Here is a 21,402-nt window from a genome sequence, read left to right on the forward strand (position 1 = left end):
GAGTGCAACGTCGGAGTGCGGTTTGCGCAGCGCTGGGTGCTTGCGCCTTGATCACTTTGGGCTAGGTCTGGAACGGACACAGATTCAGGAGCCAGACATGCGGACTTTCACCATTGCGATGACCGTCACAGCCATGGCGCTGTTGCTGGGCCTTTCGGCCTGCGGGGCAAGGGAAGAGTCCAGCCCGGCGGTGCCTCAGGAAAAGCCCGCAGACCGGGCGGCGCAGCTGGAAGCGCAGAAGGCTGCTTATGAGGCCGCGTTGAGCGAAGCGGAAGCTTCCCGAGGGGCAGGGGAGCCAGCCTTGTGGACGCTGCAGGACGAAGACACGACGCTTTACATATTTGGTACGGTGCACTTGCTCCGCCCGGAGTTGGAATGGCGCAGCGATGAGATGGACGCTGCGCTCGCGGAGGCTGATACGGTCGTCTTTGAGGCAGATGTCACAAGCCAAGCTGCGGCGTCCGAAATGATGAAGTTCATCTCCACTCAGGGCATGCTGCAAAATGGTCAGCAATTGTCGAGTTTGCTCAGTGAACTGGAGCGAGCAGAGCTTCAAAAGGCGCTTGACCATGTCGGACTGCCCCTCGGCGCGATTGAGCCGATGCGGCCGTGGTGGGCGGCGGTGAATCTCTCTGTTCTGCAGATCAAGAAGGAAGGCTTCGACCCGAATGCCGGCGTAGAAACCGTTCTGGGCGCAGAAGCTCGCGCGGCAGGCAAGTCATTCGCCTATCTGGAGACAATAGACGAGCAGTTGGGCCGTCTCGCCAATATGCCCACAGATGTGCAGGTCGATTTCCTTGTGAGCTCTGCCGAGTCCATCGAGGAGGGGGGAGATGTGCTCGATACGCTGGTGTCCGAGTGGGTTGATGGCGATGTGCACGGGATTGGCCTGCTTATGTCCAATCCGGACATGATGGGGTCAGACGATGTCTATGATGCGCTGTTGAAGTCTCGTAACGAGATCTGGGTTGGCAAGATCGAAGCCATGCTGGAAGAGCCCGGTACGCGCTTGATCGCTGTCGGAGCCGGTCATCTGGCTGGTGAAGACAGCGTTATCGAAATGTTGGAAGCCAAAGGCTATGAGGTCGAGGGCCCGTAGGCGCTCATGTATCGGCAGACCGGCGGAGCGCCAACAGCGCTTGCTCGAGGATTTCCTCGCTGGCACAGCAGACGATCTGACCGCCGAGCTTTGGTTCATTGCCGCGCCAGTCAGTCGCGAGGCCACCTGCGCCCCGCACAACCGGGATCAGCGCGGCCACATCCCATGCTTTCAGGCCACTTTCCGCTACAAGGTCGATCGTGCCGGCGGCCAGCCGGGCATAAGCGTAGGCGTCCAGGCCGTAGCGGCTGATCCGAGCTGTAGCTCTCAGATGAGTCCACGCGCCCTGTTCGGCGGGGTTCAGGATAAAGGGATCTGTCGTCGAGATGACCGCTTCGCGGAGGTCTCGGCAGTCGGAGACCTGGATTGGCGTTTGTGTCCCAGTTCGCTGAACCGCTGCACCGCCCGGCCAGCCGAGATAGCGCTCGTCCAGAACAGGCTGGTCAATGATGCCGATGACGGGCGTGCCCGTTTCATCGCACAACGCAATTAATGTGGTCCAACTCGGCAGGCCAGCTACGAAAGCGCGCGTGCCATCTATCGGATCCAGTAACCAGGTGAAGCCGTTCTTCGAAGGTTTAGCGGGGAATTCCTCGCCAGTAACGCCGTGATCGGGCCGTTCCGCTTCGATCAGGGCGCGCATCGCCGCTTCGGCGCCCGTGTCGGCGGCCGTCACGGGGTCAAAATCGGCGTGGGGTATTGTGATCTTGTTGTCGACGGCATCCAGTGCACGAAAATGCGGCCGGATCGCTGACCAGGCCGCATCTGCGAGACGACCTGCAAAGGTCAGCTCATCTTCTAGGGAGTAGGAATTTGTCATGCGGGCATGGGATTGCCCCGCCCCGGGCTGGGCGTCAAGCGACGCCCGTGCTGCTGGTGTCGCCTTCCAGCGCCTTGGCCAGTTCCAGGAGGCGTTTGCGGGGGCGCTCGCCGAGGCGATAGTAGGCGCGAACCAGTTCCAACGTCTCTTTTTGCGAAAGAATATCGCCTTCCATGCGTTCGGCGTCATTCGCGGCATCCGGTGCGTCTGCTGCGGGAATGCCGTCGAAGAAGTATTGCACTGAGACGTTCATGGCTTTCGCCAGTTCATAGAGTCGAGATGCCGTGATGCGGTTGGCACCGCATTCATACTTCTGGATCTGCTGGAAACGCACGCCTACCTGACTCGCAAGGTCCTGTTGGGTCATGCCCAGCAGGCGGCGGCGGCGGCGAAGGCGTTTGCCTACGTGCAGGTCGGTTTCATCAGCCATGTTCAGCTCCTTGCGGATGGGACCGCTCTCAGTCCCAAAACGGGATGTTCGGGCTGGTCTCTCGCAAATGGCGTGCCGGTGGTCACATTTGCCTAAAATTTGGGCTGCATTTCCAAATTGCAGGAATTTGCCAAATCATCGGTTGCGTTTTGTGCGCCGCAACATAAATCTGGTCTTGCACTCCGGTGCAGACGCCTCTGGCGTTTCCTCCCTTTGACCTTGGCCGCGCTCTCGTAGCGCGGCCTTTTTTTGGAAGTAACGCAGACCTGTTGCAATTGCAGGGTATTCCGACGATCAGCGTCGACCGATCTGGGTCGCGACGTCGAGGATTTCGACGACAATAGCGGACAAGACTTGCTGCATTTGCGCAAAGCCGACACTGGTCTCGACCGCTTGTTCATCCATGTACAGTCCGCGATTGATCTCGATCTGTACCGCATGGAAGTCTCGCTTGGGGCGGCCATATCGACGTGTCGTATACCCTCCTGCATAGGGCGCATTCCGCACAACGCTGAACCCGTTCGCTCGGAATGCGCGCTCAATTCGCCCCGTCAGACGTGGGTCACAGCTGGAGCCGAACCGGTCCCCCAACACAATATCTGCCAGATTGCGACGCCCAGGCTGGACGCTGGGCATTGAGTGGCAGTCAATAAGGAAGGCCCGGCCGTGCCGCTCCTTCAGACTGCCCAGCTCGGTCGCCAGGCACTGGTGATAGATGTCGTGAATGCCGGACAGGCGCGCTTCTCCTTCTGATCGGGTAAGGCGGCGCGCATAAATCGCCTCTCCCCTGGCTGCGACACGCGGCAAGCAGCCGAGCCCGGCTTCCACACGCGCTGTCGGCATGCCGCAGGGGCGAGGGACTCCATCACTGAACATGTTCGGGTCGAGTTCCCGTGGGTCGCGATTGAGATCAGCGACTGTGCGAGCATATTTCGCCGCCACGAGTATGCCACCCTGCTCAGGCACGGCACTGAACAACTCGTCCACGAACGCATCTTCCGTCCGGCGTACGGTGTCCACCGGTACGCAGAGCGCCTCACGCATCTCACGTGGATAGAGACTGCCCGAATGCGGCGAGGCAAAAATGACTGGCGCCAACATTTTTTCCGGGGTTACCAGCCGGTACGGCGTTTCATAACGAGGCGTGGCCGCAGGGCTGTCCTGCGAACCGGCCGTTCGCTGAAAATGTTCAGGTCTGTCAAGAAATTGGGGGGCGTCTGTCATTCAGCACATCGTTTCTTTGTTTGCCTGAAGGTCAAGCCTTTTCACGAGAATCCAGCCGGTGCCCGCAGTAATTTCCGACTTTAAGTCCGCAGATATTCACGCCTGATTTACCGAACTGCGTCTTTATGCTTAGGGTTCTACCGAGAAGAGGGTATTCCGCGTGACCAAGATTTTGCTGGCCGAAGATGACGATTCCATGCGCTTGTTCCTGGCTGCCGCTCTGCGTCGCGCCGGACACGAGATCCAGGATTACGCTGACGGCGAAAGCGCGTTGTCCGCGTTGGAGCGCGAAGTGTTCGATCTGCTGCTGACCGATATTGTCATGCCCGGCCTTGATGGAATCGAACTGGCACGCCGGGGCGCCGAACTCGACCCGGCCATGAAAATCGTCTTCATTACGGGGTTCGCCGCCGTGGCGCTCTCCTCCGGGGCTCCGACACCTGCAGGCGCGAAAGTCCTGTCCAAACCCTTCCATCTCCGCGAAATCGTGGATGAGGTCGACAAGGTGATGGCGGCCTGATGGGGCGGGGCTCCGACATCGAGCCTCCCAAGCTGCTGAAATCCCTATCCCATGACGCTGGCCGGCACTTCTTTGATGCGCCGGCTGCGATGAGTATGGATGAATGCATGCTGCGCCTGAATTTTCTGGATGGCGCGAACATAGTGTCTCTTACGCCCTCGGAGCTTGGACATTGGTTGTCTTTCGAGTTTGAGGGACATGCCTTTTCCGCAAATGATCCGTTTGGCGAAGTCTGGTTTTTTGCCGAAGATCCTGCGACACCGGAGCCAATACTGCAGAAAATTGCGCTCTGCGTCGTTACACCGCCAAACCCGGCTTGACGGCGCGCGCTGAATTATCCATTACCCCTGCTTCCGAATGGATCGGGCGGTTAGCTCAGTGGTAGAGCACTACGTTGACATCGTAGGGGTCACAAGTTCGAACCTTGTACCGCCCACCATCGCTACTAAGCTGTTTTCTCAGGGTTATCCCTAGAAGCAGCCCCGCGACCCAAGCCCTCAAAAGTCAGTCTGTCACACTGGTGTCACACTCGACGAGGGTTTTCCTATGGCGACAATACGTAAACGTGCCAATCGCTGGCAGGTTCAGGTGAGGCGAAAGAACGCCCCAAACATATCCAGAAGCTTCGTGAAGAAGGCTGACGCCGATACCTGGGCGAGATCAATGGAGGTGGAAGCTGATCGCCGAACCCTCAAGCATGACCCCCGCCTTCTCGATGAACTCACATTGGGGGATCTCGTCACCCGCTATCGCGACACGGTCTGTCAGGCAAAGAAGGGAGCTGAAGTTGAAACCTTCCTGCTGAACGCCTTTCTAGGACAATCCCTGAACCACAAATCCCTATCATCAATCTCAGTGTCGGACTTTGCAGCTTACCGAGACGAGCGCTTGAAGACGATCAGCGCATCCGGGTTCAATCGTGAGCTTGCGCCCCTCCAGCACATGTTTTCGATTGCGCGATCCGAGTGGGGTATCCCTATTCTGGAGAACCCTGTCGCCCTGCTTCGCAAACCGCAGAACAATCCTCCACGCGAGAGAAGGTTTAGGTCTGGCGAGTACGCCGCGCTGCTTGAGGCAGCAGACCAAACGAAGAACAAATATCTCAAGCCATCTATCATCATTGCCGTTGAGACTTCGATGCGACGTGGAGAGATATTGAACGTGAGACAAAGGGATTTTGGCGAGGCGCTGAGGACGCTCAGGATTCCGGTCACCAAGACGGGCAGGGCAAGGTCCATATCCCTCTCAGAAGGCGCTGTAGGGGCCTTTGGGAGTCTTCTGGAGGCATTCTCGGTAGAGCACGGCGCCCCGATCATCCCGATCACTCCAAATGCGTTCCGATTGTCGTGGGAGCGAACCGTAAGACGAGCGAAATTGGATGATCTCCACTTTCACGACTTAAGACATGAAGCCATCTCGCGCCTATTTGAGAAAGGTCTGTCGATGCCTGCAGTCGCAGCAATCTCGGGGCACAGGGACTATCGTATGCTAGCCCGATACAGTCATGTGAGTTCTGGCTGATGTGACATGTCTTTTCGTTGAAGCAATTGGATCAAGGGTTCGTTCGCGATCACATACTCCTTAGACAGCTTCCTTATGAGCGCGTGGTAGGAATCGAAGGTGCTCTTGTAGGCCTGCCAAAACCCATCTTTCCGACGTTGTGCCGATGCCCAGACCGCACCGAAGTTACGAAGATTACTTTCGTAGGATTCGAACATTTGGTTCAGTTCTATGGGAAGGGAGTCGCGGTCGTTGAGCATGTTCCTCAGAGTCACAACTCTTTCAAAGTATAGACCGATCATCCAGACTTCTCGGTAACCGGTTTCCGACCATTCCTTCGTAGCTCTTCGATACATCTCGCGCTGTATGTTGGTCAGCTCTTCGAGCACGCGCTTCTTTTCTCGTTTGCCGATCTCTCTGCGAGAGAAGACCATGCCGATCATCAAGAAGATGACGGCCAGCGCAAACTCCCAGATATAGGGCCCAAAGGTCGCGAGGCGGGCCATCCATTCTGCTTGTGTCATGTTCGTTTCCCCAACCAACTCAATAAGCGCCCATCTTGAGAGCGCATCGATTGACCGTACAGGAATCAGTCATGACATCAACGAGAAGGTGATTTTCCTTGACAAATTCGACCTTTTGTGATACAATATAATTTCAGATTGGGATTGCGTCTCAGGCAAAATTGGCCTCTCCGCATTGCTCTAGTCGATTCAAAAAAATGAATTTTTCAAATATTGGGCGTCGTCTTCGTCGTGTCTTTTGATACGTCGATATAGACCCCCTATCACCTCCAAAAATAGGACCCCGGACAACGGGGCCAGAAAGTAGATTTGTCCATGCAAAATGGAAAGAGAACGAGAGAAGATTTTACGAACAAGATATATGTAGACCTCAACTTAGTGACTTCAGACCCACTGGTTGAGTTGATCGCCTCAAAGCTAATCGAAATCGCATTGTCTACCGCTCGGCCACGCACAAGATCCGCCACAAAAGAGCAGACAAAAAAAGCGATCCGATCCCTACTAGCAAACCTGTTTCGAACCCGATGGACTGGCGACGCATTGATTGCCATCTCATTGATGAAGAAAAATTACTCACCTGCGAAAAGGTTCGGCATTGGCTACGAAGCCATTACACGGGCGATCCATTTGTTGGTGACACCCCAGGTGGTGAATGGTCATGAACTGGAACCACTAGTGACCAAATACAAGGGCTTTCGAAGTCCTGACGGTTACATGGACAATACGAAGCTCAAGCTCAGAGATGAATCTGTGATCGAATGGATTCGCTTGTTGAAGGTTGGAACTAAATACGATTCCATCGACCCTGCTTCTATCCTTCTTGTTCCTACAAGTTCTTCTGCCTACTCAAAGGAAGTTGAAGGTTTAAAAGATAAAAGAATTACGCCTATAACTAGTACGCTAAACTCAGTGTTCAGATCGAACATTCAGTCTGCTCCTATCTGCCTGCTTGATGATCACAGACAACAGGTCGAGTTTGATCGCTCCGACGAAACAGACCGGATGTCAAAGTTGGTGTCTACCTACAATCGCCATTTGGACCAGCATAGGGTCGGGCTGTTCATAAGTGATGCTGAAATCGCCTCAGTCCTTAGAACGACACAGGAAAAGCTCGCGGAACGAAAGCGCGCCGGAGACTACACGCACACGATGTCCCAGATTATGGGATGGCAGGCGAACAAGCTGCATCGCGTATTCAATCGAAGTAGCTTCGAGTGCGGTGGGCGGCACTATGGCGGTTTCTGGCAAAATCTTCCAAAGCTCTATCGGCCGTTCTTGACGATTAATGGACACCCGACCGTGGAGCTAGACTTTCACGCCCTGCACCCGACGATGATCTATCATCAACACGGTCTGACTTTGGACGGCGATCCATATGAAGTTGAAGGACTGCCAAGCGAGTATCGCACATCTGCAAAAAAAGCTCTGATGGCATTGGTCAATGCAAAGCCAGGCGCCCGTCATCTGGAATCATTAGATCATCTATCACTGCCAGCAGAATGGACACCAGTGCGACTCATAAGGGCTCTTGAGAAGAAGCATGAAGCCATAGCCGACAGTTTTCGCAGTGATGCGGGAGTGAAACTTCAAAGACTTGATTCTGATATTGCGGAAATCATTATGCGAACAATGCGGGATCAACATAGAGCGCTGGCTTTGCCCGTGCATGACAGCTTCATCGTGACAGAGGATCAGGGGGCGAATCTCAATTCTAGCATGTTTGACGCGTATAAGACCGTGATAGGGTGTGAGGACATTAAGGTCGACTGCAAGGCTACACTCTTTGACTATTGGCAAGATCTTTTGGAGTTGAGTGCCGAGGCCAAACTAATTAGGTCGATTGAAGCGAACGTGGATATCGGTTGGTCCGCCAAGGCGAGAGAGAAAATATTTAAGTCGCATAGCATTTCATCAAATTATACTTGGTATCTGCGTCACCTTTCGGGCTGCATTGAGCAGCCAGGTCGTCGTGCTATGAGTTCGTAAACATAGAAAATTTGGCCGCCAAATAAGATTGAGAGCCGTATTGTTGGTTCAAGTCACGAATCCTAGGGGAATTTTGAACTGGCGAACGATAATTGGAGCGCAGATAGATGTACATCAACAAAGAAACCTTGGATGATTTGCTGCGGGCCGTTCTTACTGAGCTTCTTGCAAATGGCAGCCCGATAGATCCAACTCGGGCGCCTGCCGTGGAATTGGCAGGTGTCCTGCTTGAGATAGGGAATCCTCGGGCGCGTCTGAGCAGAACTGAAACTAAAGGGAAGGCGATTAGCTGTGTGGGCGAATTGCTTTGGTACTTGTCAGGTTCCGATAGTGCTGAGCACATTCGATACTACATACCGCTGTATGCTGAAGAATCAGAGGATGGAGAAACGATATACGGCGCGTATGGTCCTAGGTTGCTCAATTGGCATGGTCAGAACCAACTACAGAACGTCATAAATTTGTTGAAGGTGACGCCGAACACAAGACGAGCTGTAATTCAGATCTTCGATGCTCTAGACATTGGGGAGCGCTCGACTCGGCGAAAGGAGATTCCTTGCACTTGCATGCTCCAGTTCTTGTTAAGAGACAATCAGCTTCAACTGATCGTCAACATGCGTTCGAACGACGCTCACCTTGGTCTAGCGCACGACGTGTTCGCTTTCACAATGCTCCAAGAAATAGTCGCACGATCTCTAGGTGTTGAAATTGGAACCTACAAGCACTTCGTGGGAAGCCTTCATTTGTATAATCGAGATCGCGCGAAGGCAGAAAAATTCCTATCAGAAGGGTTCCAGCCTACCAATATTCCAATGCCCGAAATGCCGAGCGGTGATCCATGGGACTCTATAGAAAAAATGTTGCGCGTTGAGCAATCGTTGCGGTCAAATGAAAAGTGCAATCTGAGCGATTTCGATCTTCCTCTTTACTGGCAAGATTTGGCTAGATTGTTGGCGATCTTCGCAGCTAGTAGGGCCGCTGACGCTGGCGAAGCACAGAAGAACGCACTGGAAATAGGGGATCCGGCATATAAAATTTATATTGAATCGAGAGTCAAATAGCAGCGTAAGTTGAATCGAAATCTGGTAGAGCGGGCCAAAGCGCCAACTGCCCTGAATGAAAGTGATTTGATGATTCGACCGAAACAAATTGCGCATGCAGCCGCGCTGAACTCGGCCCTACAGAAATATTCCGCGCAGATATTCCCGCTGCCTGGGGTCGATGATCCTGTACGGCGAAACGTCTTGGTCGCGCAGATATTGGAAAGCATTCGACGAATCGAATACGTCAAAGCTATCGCTTCCCGACCGATAGATCCTGATCGAGCGGACCCAAAGAGTGATTTATTCGACCCGCTGAAAGCAGCGCTTCTGTGCATGCGCGCGGGAGACCGAGACGAAGCGTTTTGGTTGATCTTTTTAGCAACGCATTTTAGCAAGCATGCTGTCGATGGTTGGGGGTTGATGAGAGCAGTATACGGACGGCTGGGTACGAACCCTTATTGGAGTTGGGCCGAGATTTGCAGTGACTTGAGCGGCTTTAGACTGTGGCTTCGCGCCAACCAAACGGGGCTTTCGCACCTTCGGTTTGGCAATCACAGAAAGTATGAAAGCAAGAGAGAGAACAGTCCGAAAGGTTTGGCTGCCGTTGTGGAAAGCTACGTGGCATGGGTCGGCCCGCCCGGAACACACGATCAACGCTTTACCGGCATCATAGGCCATACCAATGACCCCACAGTCGCTTTTGAACAACTCTATCAGTCGGTATCGTCTATTACTCGTTGGGGGCGACTGGGGGCTTTTGATCACCTTACTATGATCGGAAAGCTAGGCCTGCTGCACATCGAACCGGGCAGGACCTTTCTTAAAGGCGCCACCGGACCTAGGGCAGGCACAGCACTTTTGCTCAACGGCGATGCTGCGGCTAAACTAGATGTCAAGCACGCGGAAGCGGAGCTTATAAAATTAGGAACCAAGCTATCAGTAGGCCAACAAGTGCTCGAAGATTCACTCTGCAATTGGCAGAAGAGCCCATCAGTATTCGTGGCGTTTCGCTAGAAGGCCAAGGCCAGTTGATCCCAATTGAACCTTCGTTTGAGTGAATTCAGCTGATTGGGACGTAAACATCCAGCATGCTGAAGTTGGCCCACTACAATTCCTGGAGAAATTCCAATCTTTAGTGCAAATCGCACAATGGATCTGAAATTGGAGGGGAGCGATTCCATTTCTGGGACATATTGGGTCGGAACCAGTACGTTCCTAGAGAAATCATTTGCTTCTTGCTCTTCCTGACCAGTCACCTCGCTTCCATCTTCAATGAAAAGAGCGCGCTTGTCGTGCAGTATTAGATGTGCGGCTTCGTGGAAGAACGTGAACCAAAAGTGATCGTCTGACAGATATCGGAAGCTCAATACGATCATAGCCTTGTCGGCGTTGATAAACTGAGTAGCGCCACTAGCGCGGCAGCCCTTTGGGGCGCGAACAAACACTACAGCGACCCCGCACTCCGCACAAAGTTTGATTAGCTTTGGCAGGAAGGCCGCAGGGTCTTTCATTTTAGCAAATGCCCGCATCGCCGTGAGGTTAGAGACAAATTTGTCCTTGTCCCAAGATCCGCAACGTACGAGCGTAGCAGCTCTCTCAGCCTGCCTTAGCCATACCAATGTACTATTAGGCTCACTGGAATAGGTAGGAGATTGCCGGAAGGCTACGGCCTTTTCTTTGGCTTCATATTTCGCAGACCAATCGTCGATCCCAGATATGTCGAAGAATTGTAGAATAGAGCTAAGATCATTTGATGCGGTTGGTAGCCAACCATGTTTTTTCATCTCTTTAATTGGAAGATTTGAAAGGAACGCATCCGCTTGTTGCTCCTTAATTTGGTTCGCGCAGCGCTGAAGATCTGAATCGAAATCCTTTTGTCGCTGGAGCCAAAACGCCGGTGATGAACCAATATGTTTTGAAAGAGTGGAAGCAATATCAGCGTCAATTTTAAGCTGGCCTTGAAGCAGATCCCTAGTGCGTTTTTGATTCCAGCTTGCGAGGTCCGAGAAGTCGTTAATGTCTAATTCTCGACGTTGCAGAACAGCGTTTATGGTGATGCCCGGATGAGAAAACCAATCGGGAGCGAATGTCGAAGGGTCAGACAGCATCATTAGTGATTTCCATGATTCGAATTCTCTTCACCTGCGACCAATCGACTCCGGCGACATCCTTGTCTCGACTGTGATTGCTCGAAAATACGATACTACCAGTGGGCTGCAACATAATGCGAATCACTGCGGGCGAGCCGTTTGTCGCTTGGGCTTGCTCGCCAAAGAAGAGATCGTCAACGGTTATAGCTGCCCTCATGTCAGCCAATCGAGCTTTGAAGTCGGTTATAACAAGAGGCCCCAATGCAGCTTCGGCGGCGCTTGAGTGTTCACATATATTTCGCAGCTCCTCCGTTTCCCACGCCAATTCCAATTCAAAAACTCCAATGTCGTCCAAAATGGTCGAGGCTACGAACACCATGCAAACGTTAGATATGAGCGTTTTGAACCCCATTGAGTTGAGTTCAGCAACTAAATTCGCCCGGTTCATTTTGCTTGTTGTCTAAATGGAGAGAGGAGGTTCGCGCAATTTCTGCGAGAAATTTTGATCGTCTAGTATGCATATACTAAGGGCCCCCCGTCCCCCTGCCTCCCCCCCTTGCAGTCTTCGATTTCTGTCACACTGGTGTCACACCAAAATGATGATTCCCCGAGGAATGACGGGCGGTTGCGTGTCTGGCCGCATTGCCTTAGGCTGCGCTAGCAGACTGATTTAAAAGGCAAAAGGTCGACAAAAGCGAAGCGGACTCAGTGGTAGAGCACTACGTTGACATCGTAGGGGTCACAAGTTCGAACCTTGTACCGCCCACCATTCCGAAGTCTTCCGAAACCTCCTGAAACCTGCCGCGTTGTTTTAAAAAATGACGGGATGTTTCCATGATTGATCCAGATTTGCCGGACGCCGATATGTTTGTCGTCTATTACACCGGCGGGAAAATGCTGCAGGCCTCCAATATTTCTCTGATGACTAGGAAGCTGGATGAACGTCTGTTTCTTGTTGCGACGCCGGAGACGCAGTCCAGACTCTACCACCACGTCAAACGCCTGGCCCAGCCGGACGCCCTGTTCGTCGGTCGCTTGGACTCCCTGCCCAAATTCAAAGGGATGGAAGAAGGCACCACGAAATGGGTCCGCCGTATGATGGACGTATAAAAAAGGAAGGCGAACTGGCCGCCTTCCTTCATGTTCGTTTCAATTCCGGGGCAGGGGCCTTGTCCTAGCCGTCAAGGTCAACCATCGGTTCGCGATCCCAATGGCGGAGCTTGCCGAGTGTCTTCACGAAACCGGGCACATCTCCGGTCTTGCTGATCGCGACGCAGCCCTCATCCTTCGCATCCCAGACGCTGACCTTCTCCATGAGAGGTTGGGCCGTTTCGACATAGCCGATGAATTTGCAATGCGCGAACGCGTCGGCCACGAAATCCCGGCTAGGGGCGTCGTTCTTGACCATGTCCGCCCCCTCTTCGGAGATCAGCAGGGCGACGGCATCGAAGAGGACCGATGGACCGCCATCGATTTTCTCGTCAGCATCCATGTGCGACCCGTCACTGAGTGTGATGCCGCCCACTTTCGGGCTGATCAGCATCGTCATGCCGCCAGCGGAGGTCACTTCCTCTTTCAGCGCGTTCAGGAGGTCTGCATCCGCGCCGTCCGTAGCAAAGATACCCAGTTTTCGGCCTGCGAAACTGTCTGGAGCGTTCTTCAGGATGCTCAGGGGATCGGAAGCAGGCAAGTCCGTGATGGGAGGGCTGGCCGGATCAGCCGCTGGTGGCATGTCAGACACGCCGAGCCCATCCGCCACTTTCTTCGCCAAGTCCTCATCGATGTTCAGCAAGTGAGACAGCATGCGAAGACGGATTTCCAACTTCTGAACCTTGCTGAGCTCGAAGGTCAGGGCATCTGCCATGTGTTTTTGCTCGACCTTGGTCTGGCTCACATAGAATTGGCGGGCCTGGCTGTAATGATCGGCGAAGGATTCCGGGCGCAGGCGCGTCTTTTCTCCGCCAACCAGCTCGGCATAAGATCGATACCCCTTGGCGGGATCTTCGCGCGGTCCGCCTTCTTCCGGTCCCCAGCTGTTCGGTTCGTAGTTGGCGCGGCCTTTGGGATTCTCCATCGCCATATGGCCATCCTGCTGGAAATGGCGCATCGGGCATTGCGGACGGTTGATCGGGATATGTGTAAAGTTCGGGCCACCAAGGCGTTTCAACTGGGTGTCGAGATAGGAGAAGTTACGGCCCTGAAGCAGCGGGTCCGCAGTGAAGTCGACACCGGGCACGATATTCTGTGTGCAGAAGGCGACTTGTTCAGTCTCAGCGAAGAAATTGTCGACGACGCGGTTCAGGACCATGCGTCCGACAATGCGGACGGGCACTTGTTCTTCCGGAATGATCTTGGTCGCATCCAGTACGTCGAACTCAAAATTCTCGGCAAATTCCTCGTCGAACAATTGCACGCCGAGTTCCCATTCCGGATAGTCGCCCATCTGGATGGCATCCCACATGTCGCGGCGGTGGAAGTCCGGGTCGGCTCCATTGATCTTCAGGGCTTCGTTCCAAGCTACCGACTGCAGGCCGTGCTTTGGTTTCCAGTGGAACTTCACAAAGGTTGCTTTGCCTTCGGCATTCACAAACCGGAATGTGTGGACGCCGAAGCCTTCCATGAACCGCAGGGAACGGGGAATGGTCCGGTCGGACATGATCCACATGACCATGTTCATGGATTCCGGTGACAGGGAGATGAAATCCCAGAAGTTGTCATGTGCTGTCTGGGCCTGCGGAAAGCCGCGATCCGGAGCAGGTTTGGCCGCATGAATCAGGTCTGGAAACTTGATGGCGTCCTGAATGAAGAAGACAGGAATGTTGTTGCCCACAATATCCCAGTTGCCTTCTTTCGTGTAGAACTTCACGGCAAAACCCCGCACATCGCGCGCAAGATCGGGCGAGCCCTTATTGCCAGCCACAGTAGAGAAGCGGGCGAAGACATTGGTCTTCTCACCTTTTCTCTGGAAAATGTTTGCCGTGGTGACGTCCTCAAGCGTATCCAGTGTCTCGAAATAGCCATGCGCACCGTAGCCGCGGGCATGCACGACGCGTTCAGGAATGCGCTCATGGTCGAAGTGGAAAATCTTTTCACGGAAGATGAAGTCTTCGGTCAGCATCGGTCCGCGCGCGCCCGCTTTCAGATGGTTCTGGTCGTCGGCAATGGGCACGCCTTGCTGGGTGGTGATGGTCTCGTAGCCATCCTCAGTAGTCTGATGAGGTGCGCCGCCCTCGTCGAGGGAAAGGTCTGGTTTGTCGGACATGAGAGAAATCCATCTGCTGGTTGGAGGGTGTTCTAATCAACTGCGCGACGGGCTCATTGGTTCCTCGCATATGCGGCTTTCATCCCCCTTCGAGGGAATCCAATGAACGGGGGCGGCTCCAGAAAACAGAACCGCCCCTCAAAATTTCTGCTATGCCTGTATTCAGCTCAAGCTGTCCGCAAAGGCTTCGCCAGAGCGGGCGCTCGAATAGGCTTCTTCCAGAAGGGCGCGGGACTGGCCGTGGACTTCGGACTTTTCAAGGCGATCCTTGATCGAGTCGGCCAGGTGTTCTTCGCCGTCATCAATCGCCTCAAGGGCAGCTTTTCTGTCGTCCTGAAACATGGACGAGAACTCGGTCAAGGCGCGATGAAGCGACCCAAGCGCACCACCCTCAGTTTGGGGTTCGCCGCCGAGAGTACGGACCTGCTGCTGGAAGCGGCTGATCAGTGCTGCGCGATCACTGGCGCGCTTCTGGAACTGGGTGCGAAACGCAAAACTCTCATCTGAGAGTTCAGCGCATTTCTCATAGCCTTTGCGGCTGTCGATCAGCACTTTGGTGACGTCGTTGAGGGCGTCAATTTCGGTTTTGTTGATTGTGTCGGTCATTTGGAAACTCCTCATTGTCTGTCCTGACCAACAGGGAGACAAGGCATGAGTTCCAGACAGAAAACCTTAAATGACGGACATGATCAAAGGCGCTTAGCCCTCGAACGGGTCTTTCATCAGGATTACGTCTTCGCGCTCCGGCGACGTGGAGACCAGCGCGCACGGTTTGCCGACCAGTTCTTCGAGGCGGCGAACATACTTGACCGCCTCGGCTGGCAGGTCTGCCCAGGAGCGTGCGCCAGCGGTCGAGCCTTTCCAGCCCTGAAGCGTCTCATAGACGGGCTCTACAGCGGCCTGGTCGGTCAGGCCGGCAGGGTAGTGGTCAATCGTCTCGCCATTCAGCCTGTAGGCGACGCAGACCTTGATCTCGTCAAAGCCGTCCAGCACGTCGAGCTTGGTCAGGGCGAGGCCGGTAACGCCGGAGGTCGCGCAGGCCTGACGTACCATGACGCTGTCGAACCAGCCGCAGCGGCGGGCGCGGCCTGTGTTCACGCCGACTTCGCGGCCGACGGTGCCGAGGCGTTCGCCGATCTCATTGTCCTGTTCGGTGGGGAAGGGGCCGGAACCGACGCGCGTGGTGTACGCTTTTGCGAGGCCCAGCACATAGGAGATGGCGCCGGGGCCAACGCCTGAGCCAGCAGAGGCGTTTCCTGCCACTACATTGGACGAGGTGACGAAGGGATACGTGCCGTGGTCGACGTCCAGCATCACGCCTTGCGCGCCTTCGAACAGGATGCGACTGCCGGCGCGGACCTGTTCGTCGAGCAGTTTCCAGACGGGTTTGGCATAGGCCAGGATCTGGTCGGCGATCTTCAGGAGTTCGGCCTTGAGTTCTTCGCCATCCGGTTCCGGCAAACCAACGCCGATGCGTAGCGGCTTGTGGTGGGCCAGCAGGCGCTCGATCTTCATGTCGAGGGCGGCGGGGTCTGCGAGGTCAGCCACGCGGATGGCGCGGCGGCCGACGCGGTCTTCATAGGCCGGGCCGATGCCGCGTTTCGTGGTGCCGATCTGGCCAGCGCCGAGCGCGCCTTCGCGGGCGGCGTCGATGTCCTTGTGCCACGGGAGAATGAGCGAGGCATTGTCGGCGAGCACGAGCGTCTCAGGCGTGACTTCGACGCCCTGGGCCTGAATGCCCTTTATCTCTTCCAGCATGTGCCAGGGATCCACCACGACGCCATTGCCGATCACCGAGAGCTTGCCGCCGCGCACGAGGCCGGAGGGCAGCAGCGCAAGCTTGAACACCTTGCCGTCAATGACCAGCGTGTGGCCGGCATTGTGCCCGCCCTGAAAGCGGACGACCACATCGGCGCGGCTGGACAGCCAGTCGACGATCTTGCCCTTGCCTTCGTCGCCCCATTGGGCCCCGACAACCACTACTCCGGCCATGATTCCTGCTCCTGCAAAGTCCGCGGCGACATGGGCAGGATTTGGGCACCAATTGCAAGAGGGGGGAATGAAATCCCTTTGTCGCAGGCGGGCGCGGATGCGCCCCTATCCGGACACGCGGCCTGCGCTCCGGCAATCCATCTGCATGTGGAGGGGCCTCAGCCGGACTCCTCCCATGTCGCCTCAAGCGAGGCAGTGAGGAGCCCCGGCAGGGCCGTGGAAAGCGCCCCGAGCTCCGCAGATAGCCGGAACGCGCTGTGCGCATGTCCCGCCATGGGCCTTGGTTCGCCCCTGGCCTTGAGGCGCTGGATGAACCGGGCAAGGCGCTTGGCGGCGCTGTCCGGGGATTTCAGGACGCGATGGAGCGCCCGGATGCGCGCGAGCAGTCTTGTGGTCGGGACCTGTCCGGCTGGTCCACAAGTGGTCCCGAAAGTGTCCATAACTGGTCCAGAGGGAAATGGGCCACCCGCACGGGGCAGCAGCGCGAAACAGGGGTCTGCCGCACCTGGGAAGGTGAGCAGCTGGGCGCCCTCCGGCAGATCGGGGGTCGGTGCGCGCTTGCGCGGCGGCGCGAACACGATGTGCAGGCTGAGCGCCATAAGGGTGAGCAGCCGCCGGACGATCTGTTCAATTTGTTTCAAGCGGCCATTTGCCTTGCCCCGGCGCGTGCGCGGCATCTTTTCAGGCCGCAGATGCAGATTGTCGCGCGCGACCAGATCGGTCAGCGCGCGCTCCGCAACTTCCAGCCCCATGCTGAGGAAAGACCGGTCAACACTCATGGGCCCGAGTGTGGGGGCGGAACCTGTCAGACAAATTCGGGGCGGCTTATCCTCGCGGGCGGGGACGATGGGAGAGGAGGCATCCGCCACAGGCAGATGCCCCATTGCACCCGGACTTTTAAAGCCGGAAAATTCCGAGCCCGTCATAAATCTCGGATTTGGTCTGTTCCGTCAGGTTTCGCGCTGTCTCGGTACCATCCCGAACGATGTCGCGGATATAGTCCGGATCTTGTTCAAGCTGGGCGCGACGGTCTCGTACCGGCTCCAGAAAGTCCTGCAAGATCCCATCAAGGCGCTTTTTCAACGTCACGTCTCCAAGGCCGCCGCGGCGATAGTGAGCCTTCAGCGCTTCCACTTCCTCGGCATCATCGTGGAAGGCATCCAGATAGGTGAAAACCACATTTCCCTCGACTTGTCCGGGATCCTGCACACTGAGGTGATTTGGGTCTGTGTACATCGCATTTACAGCCGCCGAGATTTCAGCCGGGCTTGCCGACAGTTTGATGGCGTTGCCGGCGGACTTGCTCATCTTGGAAGCCCCATCGACGCCCGGCAACCGTCCTGCCTTCGGGACAATCGCCTCGATTTCCTCGAGCAGAGGGCGGCCGGCAACCGCATTCACTCTGCGAATGATTTCGTTGGTTTGCTCGATCATCGGGATCTGGTCTTCGCCCACTGGCACAAGGGTCGCCCTGAACGCCGTGATGTCAGCCGCCTGAGCGGCGGGATAGCACAGGAACCCGGCCGGGATGCTCTTTTCAAGGCCACGCGCACGGACTTCTTCCTTGACGGTGGGGTTTCGCTGCAATCGCCCGACCGAAACGAAATTGAGATAGAGCAGTGAGAGCTCGGCGAGTGCGGGCAAATGCGACTGAACGCAGATTGTCGTCTTCTGAGGATCAATACCGACGGCGAGATAGTCCATCACCACGTCCAGAACGCTCTCCCGGACCTTGCCGATATTCCCGATATTGTCGGTCAGGGCCTGGGTGTCGGCGAGCAGCACGAATTGCCTGTGGGTCTCCTGGTATTTCAATCGGTTCCTGAGGGATCCGGCATAATGCCCCAGATGGAGCGGGCCGGTTGTGCGATCGCCGGTGAGGATGATGGGGTGTGACACTGTATTCTCCTGAATGTGTGGGGGCACCGCAGGAGAGGAAACAAAAAAAGGCCGCTCATGCGGCGACCCATTTTGGAATATGAAAGCTGGGCCACCCGATTATCGGATGTGCCACCAAGCGAAATTTGAGGTGCTTCGTTTGCTCATGAGCGCTGCCTATAGCGCGCACAGGGGCGCGTCAACTTTTCAGGCTGCCGATCCAGATGCTCCCGCGCGATCACATCGAGCAGCGCGCGCTCGGCAGTTTCGAGGCCCAGGGTGAGGAAAGACCGGTCAACACTCATGGGCATAAGTGTGGGGTCGGAACCTGTCAGACGAATTCGGGGCGGCGTATCCTCGCGGGCGGGGGCGATGGGAGGGGGGGGACTCCTGGCGAATTCCATGTGGTGGAGGCTTTGTTCGTATCTACTGCTTTGGTCGCAAAAGCGGACGTTGGCTCCAGCAACAGTGATGTCGTTGGCTCAAGAATCTGATAGAGGAATGCCCACTTGGAATAGGAGTCGCCGACAGTGACCGACGAAACCGATTTGAATCCACAAAAACGCGTGCAGGTATTCTTGCAAGAGGAGAGTGAGCGGTTCATGAAGTCTCTTCTCGAGGCATCAACTAAGCCGTCGTCTGGGATTATCTATCACTATTCGGGTCAAGAGGCTCTGCTCGGGATTCTAAAATCCGCCCGCATATTCGCGTCCGATCTTCGCTTTATGAATGACCACACTGAAAGGCGGTTTGCAGATCGGTTTATTGAGCAAATGATTCAGGAAAATGAGGAGCTCGGTCCATTTCTTTTGCCGCTGACGGACCAATCACCCGTACAGATCGAGATACCGGAGTACGCGGCGTGTTTTTCTCGGGACGGTGACAGTCTGGCCCAATGGCGAATGTATGCGGGGTTCAATGGGTATGCCATTGGTTGGAAACACTCTGCAATTGCGGCAACGGCAATGTCTTCCCCGACAATGACCCGCTTTTGTCCTTGCTGCTATGATCCCGAGGTCCAGCGGAAATCACTCGCCGACAGCATTGGAAGGATAAAGGATTTCGTCGAAGCGGAAGGTCTCACTCTCGAGACGGCGAGCTATCTCTATTCCAATATAGTGTGGTGTGCTCGCTCCTTCTACAAACACCCATCTTTTGCGTACGAGCGCGAGATGCGGCTCATAACGTTCGAACACAGAAATCAGGATCAAGAAGGCACGGATTATCAGTTCTCGGTGCGACCAGGTCGTAACAATCTAATCCCCTACGTCCGAATTCCAGTTCCAACGCCGGCAGAGATCATTATCGGTCCTTCTGCCCATCCCGAGCGCTCTAAACAAGCATTGGATGAGTTGATCATCAGAATCGGCTTCCAGAACTTGCCGACAAAAATCTCTTCCGCACCTTTCGTGGAGTTTTAGACGAAAGTCGTGTTTGTTATGTTCGCAATCGGGATGAGCCGGTTCCCCGACCATTGGTTGCCCTAAGCCCCAACTCCCCATCAAGCCCCTTACACCAGCTCGTAATCCTCCAGCTTCACCTCGGCGACGGCGTCGGCATAGGCGCGGGTGTGGCCGCCCCAGTTCTGGGTGATCTTGCCGGAGCCGGTCTTGTACCAGCTGTTGCAGGCCGGATCGGCCCAGACCGTCTTGCCGAGCTGTGCCTGAAGATCCTTGTTGAAGGCCGCCTGGGCCGCTTCGGTCGGAACGAGGGCGGCGGCGCCTTTTTCTTCCAGCGCTTGCAGGGCCAGAATCGTGTATTCGACCTGGCGTTCCAGCATGAAGGTGATGGAGTTGTGGCCGAGATTGGTGTTCGGGCCGTAGAGGACAAAGAGGTTCGGGAACCCGTTCACGGTGATGCCGAGATAGGCTTCCGGGCCGTCGTCCCACTGATCTGCGATCGTCACGCCATTGCGGCCGACCACGTCGACAGACCAGCGCCAGCCCGTCGTTTCGAACCCTGTGGCAAAGGCGATCACGTCATACTCATGCACTTTGCCGTCTACCGTCTTGATGCCCTCCGGCACGATCTCCGCGATGTGCTCGGTGACAAGGTCGACATTCGGTTCCATCAGCGTGGTGAGATAGTCGTCTGAAATCAAGATGCGGCGGCAGCCGACCGGATAGTCCGGCGTCAGCTTCTTGCGCATCTCTTCATCAGGGACCTGCTCCTGAAGGTGATCAGTGGCCAGCCGCGTGAAATGGGCCCGGCCTTCAGGTGTCCACTGGAAAGCCTGCCAGAAGAAATAGTCAGCATTCTCATAGATCAGCTTGCGGTTCATTTCCGCGAACTCCATCGCCTTTTCCGGAAGGGTGAACATCAGCGCCATTTCTTCCGGGGCAATGAAGCGGTCATTGCGCGGGATCACCCAATTGGGCGAGCGCTGGAACACGCCGACCTTGGCGCAGGTCTTGGCAACTTCCGGAATGATCTGCACCGCGCTGGCGGCAGAGCCGACAATGGCGATCCGCTTGCCCTCAAGATCGACCGAATGGTCCCACGCGGCTGAATGCATGACCGGGCCGTTGAAGCTGTCCTTGCCGGGAATATCCGGCCAGAAGGGACGGTTGAGCTGACCCAGCGCGCCGATCACAGCATCCGCCTCTAGCGTGTCGCCCTTTGCGGTCGTGACGGTCCATGTCTTTGTGCCTTCGTCCCAGACGGCTTTCTCTGCGGCCTCGTTCAGGCGGAGGTTTGGGCGCAGCTGGAAACGATCGGTGATCTCCTCGGCATAGGCCTGAATTTCGGGCTGCTGCGGGTAGACGCGCGTCCAGTTCATCGACTGCGCAAAGGAGAGCTGGTAGGCGGCGACGGGCACGTCGCAAGCACATCCCGGATACGTGTTCTGCGCCCAAGTGCCGCCGACCCGATCTGCCTGTTCCAGAATCGTGAAGTCGTAGCCGGCTTCCTGCAGCTTGATGGCGGCGGTCAGTCCGCCCAGGCCAGCGCCGATGATGACGATATGTTTGTCCGGCATACGTGTATCCTCCCATTATTTTTATGGGAGAAGAGTGTCACGATGCCTGCGTTTCGC

The 21,402-nt window shown here is 55.7% G+C and carries 21 protein-coding genes and 1 tRNA gene; 10 read left to right on the forward strand and 12 right to left on the reverse strand.

The features are described 5' to 3' along the window. Positions 1-97: 97 nt before the first annotated feature. Complete coding sequence (locus L53_RS14400) at positions 98-1,099, forward strand: TraB/GumN family protein (protein WP_051608011.1); 1,002 nt, start codon at positions 98-100, stop codon at positions 1,097-1,099. Positions 1,100-1,103: 4 nt separating this feature from the next. Here the strand turns inward: L53_RS14400 and L53_RS14405 are convergent, their stop codons facing one another. From L53_RS14405 to L53_RS14415, 3 genes are all read right to left on the reverse strand, one after another. Beyond that, positions 1,104-1,919, reverse strand: coding sequence for an inositol monophosphatase family protein (locus tag L53_RS14405; RefSeq protein WP_034816974.1), 816 nt, complete (start codon positions 1,917-1,919; stop codon positions 1,104-1,106). A gap of 34 nt (positions 1,920-1,953) precedes the next feature. Beyond that, positions 1,954-2,349, reverse strand: a complete 396-nt coding sequence (locus L53_RS14410; RefSeq protein ID WP_034816976.1) for a helix-turn-helix domain-containing protein — start codon at positions 2,347-2,349, stop codon at positions 1,954-1,956. 294 nt (positions 2,350-2,643) lie between these two features. Beyond that, the gene (locus L53_RS14415; protein ID WP_034817174.1) at positions 2,644-3,450 is read right to left on the reverse strand and encodes an N-formylglutamate amidohydrolase; all 807 of its coding nucleotides are present in this window, start codon (positions 3,448-3,450) and stop codon (positions 2,644-2,646) included. A gap of 283 nt (positions 3,451-3,733) precedes the next feature. On the opposite strand from L53_RS14415, the gene cpdR reads away from it, so the two are divergent. The 4 genes from cpdR (at position 3,734) to L53_RS14435 (ending at position 5,614) form a co-directional block, all read left to right on the forward strand. Beyond that, positions 3,734-4,093: a cell cycle two-component system response regulator CpdR gene (gene cpdR, locus L53_RS14420; protein ID WP_034816978.1), complete on the forward strand. Its 360-nt coding sequence runs from the start codon at positions 3,734-3,736 to the stop codon at positions 4,091-4,093. Further along, entirely contained in the window at positions 4,093-4,413 is a 321-nt protein-coding gene (locus tag L53_RS14425) for a hypothetical protein (protein ID WP_034816980.1), read from the forward strand. Before cpdR ends, L53_RS14425 begins: the two co-directional genes overlap by 1 nt. A gap of 44 nt (positions 4,414-4,457) precedes the next feature. Beyond that, positions 4,458-4,532 (forward strand) — tRNA-Val (locus L53_RS14430). Positions 4,533-4,639: 107 nt separating this feature from the next. Further along, positions 4,640-5,614, forward strand: a complete 975-nt coding sequence (locus tag L53_RS14435) for a site-specific integrase (protein WP_034816982.1) — start codon at positions 4,640-4,642, stop codon at positions 5,612-5,614. Here L53_RS14435 and L53_RS14440 read toward each other — a convergent pair. Then, complete coding sequence (locus L53_RS14440) at positions 5,596-6,117, reverse strand: hypothetical protein (RefSeq protein ID WP_034816985.1); 522 nt, start codon at positions 6,115-6,117, stop codon at positions 5,596-5,598. The two genes, L53_RS14435 and L53_RS14440, sit on opposite strands and share 19 nt — an antisense overlap. A 315-nt stretch (positions 6,118-6,432) precedes the next feature. Between L53_RS14440 and L53_RS14445 the strand changes: the two genes are divergently transcribed. The 3 genes from L53_RS14445 (at position 6,433) to L53_RS14455 (ending at position 10,160) form a co-directional block, all read left to right on the forward strand. Further along, entirely contained in the window at positions 6,433-8,103 is a 1,671-nt protein-coding gene (locus tag L53_RS14445; protein WP_034816987.1) for a hypothetical protein, read from the forward strand. 107 nt (positions 8,104-8,210) lie between these two features. Next, positions 8,211-9,164, forward strand: a complete 954-nt coding sequence (locus tag L53_RS14450) for a thymidylate synthase (RefSeq protein WP_051608012.1) — start codon at positions 8,211-8,213, stop codon at positions 9,162-9,164. A 9-nt stretch (positions 9,165-9,173) separates the two neighbouring features. After that, positions 9,174-10,160: a hypothetical protein gene (locus L53_RS14455; RefSeq protein WP_156947941.1), complete on the forward strand. Its 987-nt coding sequence runs from the start codon at positions 9,174-9,176 to the stop codon at positions 10,158-10,160. On the opposite strand, the gene L53_RS14460 is transcribed toward L53_RS14455, so the two are convergent. Next, positions 10,157-11,257, reverse strand: coding sequence for an ImmA/IrrE family metallo-endopeptidase (locus tag L53_RS14460; RefSeq protein WP_051608013.1), 1,101 nt, complete (start codon positions 11,255-11,257; stop codon positions 10,157-10,159). The genes L53_RS14455 and L53_RS14460 overlap by 4 nt on opposite strands. After that, positions 11,244-11,684, reverse strand: a complete 441-nt coding sequence (locus L53_RS14465; protein ID WP_156947942.1) for a hypothetical protein — start codon at positions 11,682-11,684, stop codon at positions 11,244-11,246. Before L53_RS14465 ends, L53_RS14460 begins: the two co-directional genes overlap by 14 nt. A gap of 386 nt (positions 11,685-12,070) precedes the next feature. Between L53_RS14465 and L53_RS14475 the strand changes: the two genes are divergently transcribed. Beyond that, positions 12,071-12,346 (forward strand): hypothetical protein, encoded by a 276-nt coding sequence (locus tag L53_RS14475; protein WP_034816993.1) that lies wholly within the window; start codon positions 12,071-12,073, stop codon positions 12,344-12,346. Between the two features lie 64 nt (positions 12,347-12,410). Here the strand turns inward: L53_RS14475 and L53_RS14480 are convergent, their stop codons facing one another. The 5 genes from L53_RS14480 to trpS form a co-directional block, all read right to left on the reverse strand. Continuing rightward, entirely contained in the window at positions 12,411-14,498 is a 2,088-nt protein-coding gene (locus tag L53_RS14480) for a catalase (protein WP_034816995.1), read from the reverse strand. A gap of 162 nt (positions 14,499-14,660) precedes the next feature. Continuing rightward, positions 14,661-15,104 (reverse strand): PA2169 family four-helix-bundle protein, encoded by a 444-nt coding sequence (locus tag L53_RS14485; RefSeq protein ID WP_233347865.1) that lies wholly within the window; start codon positions 15,102-15,104, stop codon positions 14,661-14,663. Positions 15,105-15,197: 93 nt separating this feature from the next. Continuing rightward, complete coding sequence (locus L53_RS14490) at positions 15,198-16,490, reverse strand: adenylosuccinate synthase (RefSeq protein WP_034816997.1); 1,293 nt, start codon at positions 16,488-16,490, stop codon at positions 15,198-15,200. A gap of 158 nt (positions 16,491-16,648) precedes the next feature. Then, positions 16,649-17,269: a hypothetical protein gene (locus L53_RS14495; RefSeq protein WP_034816999.1), complete on the reverse strand. Its 621-nt coding sequence runs from the start codon at positions 17,267-17,269 to the stop codon at positions 16,649-16,651. Positions 17,270-17,387: 118 nt separating this feature from the next. Continuing rightward, a complete protein-coding gene (gene trpS, locus L53_RS14500; RefSeq protein WP_034817002.1) occupies positions 17,388-18,389 on the reverse strand; it encodes a tryptophan--tRNA ligase in 1,002 nt (333 codons plus the stop codon). Between the two features lie 509 nt (positions 18,390-18,898). Between trpS and L53_RS14510 the strand changes: the two genes are divergently transcribed. Beyond that, a complete protein-coding gene (locus L53_RS14510; RefSeq protein WP_034817006.1) occupies positions 18,899-19,789 on the forward strand; it encodes a DUF2971 domain-containing protein in 891 nt (296 codons plus the stop codon). Positions 19,790-19,878: 89 nt separating this feature from the next. Here the strand turns inward: L53_RS14510 and L53_RS14515 are convergent, their stop codons facing one another. Then, on the reverse strand, positions 19,879-21,345 hold the full coding sequence (locus L53_RS14515) for an NAD(P)/FAD-dependent oxidoreductase (protein ID WP_034817009.1): 1,467 nt from the start codon (positions 21,343-21,345) through the stop codon (positions 19,879-19,881). Between the last annotated feature and the right edge of the window lie 57 nt (positions 21,346-21,402).

The sequence above is a fragment of the Hyphomonas sp. L-53-1-40 genome, assembly GCF_000682775.1.
Classification (GTDB): domain Bacteria; phylum Pseudomonadota; class Alphaproteobacteria; order Caulobacterales; family Hyphomonadaceae; genus Hyphomonas.